The sequence below is a fragment of the Nocardia farcinica genome (assembly GCF_029867845.1).
Lineage (GTDB): Bacteria > Actinomycetota > Actinomycetes > Mycobacteriales > Mycobacteriaceae > Nocardia > Nocardia farcinica_A.
In genome coordinates, this window is sequence record NZ_JARWRU010000809.1 from 1 (window position 1) to 6,846 (window position 6,846).

Here is a 6,846-nt window from a genome sequence, read left to right on the forward strand (position 1 = left end):
CCCCCCCCCCGAGCACCCCGGGTGGTCCCCCGGGCCGCGCCCCACCGGGGGCCCCCCCGGGGGGCGCCCGGGCGTTTGGGGGGTTGGGCCGGGGCCGCGCCGGTGCCGTCGAACCAGCGGGCGTGTTCGATGACGGTGTCGTACATGATGATCCGATCCTCAGGGGGCGGTGAACAGCTCGGCCAGGCCCGCTCGGACGACCTTGCCGGTGGCATTGCGCGGCAGCGGCTCGGCGGTGACCAGCCAGCGGTCGGGGACCTTGTAGTAGGCCAGTCGCTCGGCGGTGAAGGCGCGCAGTTCCCCGGGGGTGACGTCGCGATCGGTCACCACGACCGCGGCGACCCGCTGCCCGAGGTCTTCGTCGGGCAGCCCGAGCACCGCGCACTCCACCACGGCGGGATGCTCGTCGAGACAGTGCTCGACCTCGGTGGGGTAGACGTTCTCGCCGCCGCGCAGGACGAGATCCGAGCGCCTGCCCGACAGACGGAGCAGGCCGTGGGCGTCGACTGCGCCCAGGTCGCCGGTGCGCAACCAGCGATCCGGGGTGATCGCGGCGGCGGTGGCGTCCGGGTCCTCCCAGTAACCGAGCATGACGTAGGGGCTGCGTACCCAGATCTCGCCCTCGGCGCTCGCGGCCACCTGCCGTCCCGACCCGTCGCGGATCTGTAGCTCCACGCCGATGATCGGCCTGCCCACGGTGTCGGGGTGGGCGGCCAGTTCGGCCGGGGTGGCCAGTGTCGCCGCCGTCGCGCACTCGGTCATGCCGTAGCTGGTCGACAGCGCCGTGCGCGCCACCGGGACCCGCTCGCGCAGCTGCCGGTGCAGGGTGGCGGGTGAGGGCGCGGAGTTCAGCGACAGCGAGACCAGCGAGGACAGGTCGTGGCGTTCCGGTTCGGCGGCCAGCAGCCGGTGCGCCATGGTCGGCATGGCGCCCCAGTTGGTGATGCGTTCGCGTTCGATCAGGCTCGCCACCCGCTCGCCGTCGAACGCCCCGCGATAGAAGACCGCGGTGTCGCCGGTGGCCAGCCGGGGCAGCACCAGATTGTGCAGGCTGGCGATGTGGAACAGCGGTGAGGTGAGCAGGAAGCGGCGGCCCTTCGGCGCGCCGTCGTCGACGCGGCCCGCGAACGCCGCGGCCATGGCGTCGTTGAAGCGGTGATGGTCGATCACCGCGATCAGGTTGCGGTGCGAGTGCGTCACGCCCTTGGGACGACCGCTGGTGCCGCTGGTGTAGAGGACGACGGCCGGGTCGTCCTCGTCCACCGGGGTGTCGGGCAGGTCGGCGCCCGCGAAATCCGCGATCAGCGCGGGCACGTCGTGCTCGACGCGCAGCAGCGGCACATTCGTTCCCGGCGCTGCCTCCGTTCCCGGCTCTGCCTCCGTTCCCGACCCGGCGAGGCGTTCGGCGCGGCGGCCGTCGGCGATCACCACAGACGGCCGGGTGTGGCCGAGGGCGTAGGCGATCTCACGCGGCGTCCACCAGGCGTTGTAGCCGACCGCGATCGCGCCGAGGCACTGGCAGGCCCAGAACGCCTGCACCCAGGCGGGCGAGTTCGCGGCCAGGATCGCCACCCGGTCACCGGGGCCGATGCCGTGGCGTTCCCGCAGCGCGACCGCCAGCGCCGCCACCTCGGCGAGGTGCGCGCGGTAGGAGATCCGGCGCTCGTCGTCCACCAGGTACTCGCGGTCACCGAGACGCGCGGACTCGGCCAGCACCGCCCGCAGCGAGCGATGGCGATGGGTGAACACCGGCATGGTGACGCCGAGGACGTCCTCGGGAGCGCGGGCGAACGGCTCGCCCTTCGCCGTGAGCCGGGCGACCAGTTCGGCGCGCGCCCGCTGCCGATCGGTCACCGTCTGCTGATCGTGGTCTGTCTCGCGACCGGTCATGGCACCAGCACCGCCCGTCCTCGCACCAGGCCCCGCGCCAGCCGGTCGAGGGCCTCGCGGCCGTCGACCAGTTCGTAGGGCTCCACGTCCACGCGCAGTTTGCCCGAGCGGGCCAGCGCGATGGCTTCCACCAGATCCGAGCGGGTGCCCGCGTAGGTCTTGCGCACCGAGGCGCCCCAGGGCAGGCCGGTGGCGCCCGTCGGCCGCGCGAGGACCTCGGTGCTCCCGCCGCCGAAGCCGACGATCCGGCAGGCTCCGTTCGGCGCCACCGACTCCATCGCCAGCCGGGTCGTGCGCTCGTCGCCGACGAAGTCGAAGACCGCCTCGGCGCCGCGTCCCTCGGTTCGGTCGAGGATCTGCCCGGCGGTGTCCGCGCCGGACAGCAGGCACTCGTCCGCCCCGTTGGCCTTGGCCAGGGCGAGCTTGTCCTCGGCGAGGTCCACCGCGATCACCCGTGCGGCGGTGGTGGCGGTCAGGATCTGCACGGCCACGTGGCCGAGCCCGCCGACCCCGACGACCACCGCCGTCGACCCCGGCACCAGCCGGTCCGCGACGCCCGCGACGGCGTGGTAGCCGGCGAGCGCCGCATCGGCCAGCGGCGCGGCCTGCAGGAAGTCCAGTTCGCCGATCGGCACGAAGGCCCGCGCGGGCACGCACACGTACTCGGCCATGCCGCCGTCGCGGTCGACGCCGGGGGAGGGCGGCGACGCGGCGCGGCCCGCGGCCAGGCAGATGTTCTCGTTGCCGCGCAGGCATTCCCGGCACACCCCGCACGACCAGCACGGATAGACGACGCCGCGGGCCCCGGCCAACGGGGTCGACACCTCGGCGCCGACCGCCTCGACGGTGCCGGCGATCTCGTGGCCGAGCGTGAACGGCCGGGCGCACCTCGGCTCGGTGAGAGCGACGATCCGCAGGTCGGAGCGGCAGATGCCCGCCGCGCCGACCCGCAGCAACACGTCGGTTGGGCCGATCCCGGGCACCGGGACCGTCCTGAGTTCGACGGTGCCCGGTCCGGTCACCTGGAGTGCGTGCATCACGATGTTCGTCCTCGTCCTAGTGTGACGTGGGCAATAAGTTAACAGTGTTTGCTGCGGTGGCGCCAGGGTGCGCACCCCCACGCCGACCTGCCGGCTGTGCGCGTTGTCGGTGCGGTGCGGCATCATCTGGGGCACGCAGCCGTCCCATGATGTCCGGAGTTCCGCCATGCCCTCATCGCGAACCAAGCCCACGCCCTTGTCCGACAGCGAGATACAGCACATCGCCGCGGAGATCGCGGCAGGCCGCCCACCGATGATCTGGTTCACCGCGGCCGCCGTCGGCGTGCCGGAGGGTCGCTCGGGAAAGGTTGTCGCACTGGGCGATCCCGCCGAGGGCGATTTCCTCCAGGTGCGCCCCACCGGGTCCAAGGACGTGCTGTCGTTCTCCCCGGTCGAAGTGACCCTGACCAAGCCGCCCCGCGAGAAGGCGGCCACCGCACCGGGACGGGCCGAACCCGCCCCGAGAAAGGAAACCTCTGTGACCCAGTCGCCGAGCCCGACGAGCGCACCCGCGGCCGAGGCCCCAGCGCCGCGTCCCGCCAAGGACGCCGCCAAGCCAGCGCCCGCGAAAACCGCTGCGCCCGCCCCGGACCCGGCCGCCCAGAACAGGGCCGCCGCCAAGCCCGCCAAGGCCGCGCGCGGCAAGGCGAAGACCCCCGAGGTGACGGTCACCCTGTCCGGCACGGCCGACGGCGAGTGGACCGTGGAGGTGGTCACCGGCAAGAAGCGTTCGGTGCGCGGCCTTCCGGTGAGCAGCGGCGCCGTGGCCCAGGCCGCCAAGCTGCTGCACCCCGAGGTCGAGGAGGTCGTCAACGGCGTGCTCGAGGCGGTCAGGGAGGCGCAGCTGGCCAAGGTCGCGCAGTTGCAGGCCGAACTGGAGGCCGCCAAGCGGGCACTGGAGGAACTCGACGCCTGACCCGCCGGGCGCGCCGGATCAGCCCGCCCGGCCCGCGGTCTGCTTCCTCCCGGTGCGCCGGAGCCAGGCGGTGAGCGTGGTTCCGGCCTCGCCCTGGATCGCATCGGCGGAGACGGTCATCTCGTCGGCCGAGGAGGATTCCCCGCCGAATGCGCGCAGGGCCTCGTCCGTGAAATGGGTTCCGGTCGAGGATCTTGCGGCGTGGCCGGTGGCAGCGGACCTGTTCACCGCGCGGCGTGTGGCGTGTGTCGGCGGGAAGGGCGCAACCGCCGGGGCGGGCTCGGCCACGATCGGTGTGCCCGTCGCGACGGCAGCGACAGGGGAGGCCTGCGGCGCGGCGGCCGAAGCCACGACTCGCCCGTCGTCACCTGTCGCGGCCTCGGCCCGGCCCCGGCTCGCGGGCGCCGGGCCCGCGTCGTCGCCGAGACCGGGTACCTGCGCGAGCGGCAGACCGGAGTCTGCTTCCCCCGGCCTCGCCGTCGGCTCGTCGACGACCGAATCGGGGTGGAAGGCGTAGCCGAGGGCTCGGTCCTTGGCGTGGTACATGGCCGCGTCCGCCTCCCGGACCAGGTCGTCGACGAGCACCCCGTGCCCGCCGCCGGGGGTGCAGGCGATGCCGATGCTCGCCGTCACCCGCACTTCGCCGACGCTGAGCGCGAAGGGTTCGCCGAAGGCGTCGAGCAGACGTTCGGCCAGGGCGGCGGACTCGGCGGCGGACGTGGGGGTGAGCACCACGAATTCGTCGCCGCCGTAGCGCGCGACCACCGGATCGCGGCCGGCCACCCGGCGGATGCGGGCGGCGGTGTCGGCGATCAGCTCGTCGCCGACGGCGTGGCCGAAGTTGTCGTTGATCCGCTTGAATCCGTCCAGGTCGATGAACAGCAGGCCGAGCGGACCGGGCCGCCACGGCGTGTGCTCACGGGAGAGCGCGCGCAGCAGCGCAGAGCGATTCAGCAGGCCGGTCAGCATGTCGTGATCGGCCTGGTACTGGGCGCGGCGCTCGCTGCGCAGGCTGCGCTGGATGGCGCGCTCGCTGCGCAGCAGCACCCCGATCAGCAGCAGCGCGAACAGGGTCGACACCACCACCCGGTCCAGCAGGCCGAGGCTGGAGCCGAGCACCGGCACCAGCGCGGCCACGATCAGCGCGCCCGCGATCACGCTCGCCCGCTGCCTCGACCGGTGCGGGTGGATGTGGCGCGGTCCGCCCAGCGCCGACATGGTCGGGTGCAGGGCGGCGATCCCGATCGCGGCGTAGGCCAGCAGCATCGGCGTCTGCTGGACGGCGGGGGCGGTGCCGGCCAGTCCGGTGCGGTCCAGATCTTGCAGGACGTCGCCGAGCAGCACCAGGGCCAGGCCGAGGTGCAGCAGCCGCAGCGAGATCTCCGAACGGCCGACCGTGGCGACCGAGTGGGCGAGCAGCCCCAGCAGCACCGCGTCCAGCAGCGGGTGGCCGACCACCAGCACGGCGGTCACCGTGGCCGCCGAGCCGACGGCCGGGGAGATGAGGAAGGTCCACGAGGCCAGCAGCGCGGCCAGACCGATCAACGCGGAGTCCAGCGCGAGATCGGAGTCGCCGCGCGCCCGGCGCGGCCGCAGCCAGGTGGCGACCGCCGCGGTCATCGACGCGAAGGCCGCCAGCGAGCACAACTCGGCGGCCCGATCCGCCGACACCTCCCGCAGCACCGCGCCCGCGGCGTACAACGTCACCGAACTCGACAACAGATACCAGGGCAGCGGCCTGCGCGGGCGGTGGGCGCGCAGCCCGCAGCACGTCATGACCAGCGCGCCCGTGCCGACGATCAGTGTCGTCACCAGAGCCGCCGACCGGTCGCCCGTCACCAGTGGCACGGCGACGACCACGGACCAGACGGCGAGGAGCACCGCGCAACATCGCGTCCTGAAGGTGATCAGGCGACTCTTCAGAGCTGTCTCGATCACTGTCGTCAACCCCCCTCTGCCCTGACGACGCGGTCGTCTGTTCCGGCAGGCCGGACGGCGACTCCTCCGCGGCGACGTCGATCTCCCCGATGCTCGTTGTGCTTGCTCGTGGTGCTGCGGCATCGAGGCCCGACGGCGCTGTCGAGCTGGAAGTGGTGCTAAAGAAACAGCCGTCCCGGCCCGGCGCTACGGACAGAGCGAGCGACGGTGATGAACCTCGACAAGCTGGACAACTCATCCGATGATCGCACGGACCCCGGTCGTGGCGGGATCGTTTGCCGACAATGACCGGGGGTCGGTCGGGCGCTGCCGGTCGGGTGCGGGCGCAGAATGGTCCGGTGAACACGTGGGCAGCACCAGGGCGGGTCACCGTCATCGGCGAGCACACCGACTACAACGCGGGATTCGTGCTCCCGGTCGCCCTGCCGTTGGTGACGCGCTGTACCGTCCGGCGCACGGGCGAACCGGTGGCGCGCATGGTCTCCGCGCAGCGTCCCGGCGAGACGGTGACCGTCGCACTGGCGGGGCTGGCCGAAGCGCGCGAACGCATTCCGGGCTGGGCGCGCTACGTGGCCGGGGTGATCGACGCCTTCGCCGCCCGCGGCATCGCGGTGCCCGGCGTGCGGATCGAGGTCGACGGGGCGGTGCCCATCGGTGCGGGCCTGTCCAGTTCGGCGGCGCTGACCTGCGCGGTGGCCGGGGCGGTCCGGGATCTGTGTGCGCCGGAACTGGATCGGCGCGCCTTGATCGACATCGCTGTCGCCGCCGAGAACCACTACGTCGGCGCGCCCACCGGGGTGCTCGACCAGGCCGCGTCCCTGCTGTGCACCGCCGGGCACGCGCTGTTCCTCGACGTCCGGCAGTTCGGCGCGGGGCCGGGCGGCGGCAGCGCCGAGGCGGGCTGTGCGCAGATCCCCTTCGACCTGGCGGCCGCGGGACTGGTGTTGCTGGTGGTCGACACCGGTCAGCCGCACGAGAACGCGGCGGGCGGGTTAGCCCCCCCCCCCCCCCCAAGCGCAGCCGCCCCCCCGGGACACGGCGTGCGCCCCCCGCCCCGCGAAC

General features: G+C 73.4%; 5 protein-coding genes. 2 read left to right on the forward strand and 3 right to left on the reverse strand.

What is annotated here, in order from left to right:
* Window positions 1-159 precede the first annotated feature (159 nt).
* A complete protein-coding gene (locus tag QH283_RS17630) occupies window positions 160-1,890 on the reverse strand; it encodes a class I adenylate-forming enzyme family protein (protein WP_280504084.1) in 1,731 nt (576 codons plus the stop codon).
* Window positions 1,887-2,927 carry an alcohol dehydrogenase catalytic domain-containing protein gene (locus tag QH283_RS17635; RefSeq protein WP_280504088.1) on the reverse strand — a complete coding sequence of 347 codons (1,041 nt, stop codon included), beginning with the start codon at window positions 2,925-2,927 and terminating at the stop codon, window positions 1,887-1,889. Before QH283_RS17635 ends, QH283_RS17630 begins: the two co-directional genes overlap by 4 nt.
* Before the next feature lie 169 nt (window positions 2,928-3,096).
* Here QH283_RS17635 and QH283_RS17640 point away from each other — a divergent pair, with 169 nt between their 5' ends.
* Window positions 3,097-3,846, forward strand: a complete 750-nt coding sequence (locus tag QH283_RS17640; protein WP_280504085.1) for a DUF6319 family protein — start codon at window positions 3,097-3,099, stop codon at window positions 3,844-3,846.
* Between the two features lie 18 nt (window positions 3,847-3,864).
* Here QH283_RS17640 and QH283_RS17645 read toward each other — a convergent pair whose 3' ends face one another.
* Complete coding sequence (locus QH283_RS17645; RefSeq protein ID WP_280504086.1) at window positions 3,865-5,727, reverse strand: GGDEF domain-containing protein; 1,863 nt, start codon at window positions 5,725-5,727, stop codon at window positions 3,865-3,867.
* 395 nt (window positions 5,728-6,122) lie between these two features.
* On the opposite strand from QH283_RS17645, the gene QH283_RS17650 reads away from it, so the two are divergent.
* Window positions 6,123-6,846 (forward strand): galactokinase (locus QH283_RS17650; protein WP_280504087.1); only part of this gene is annotated, 724 nt, incomplete at its 3' end.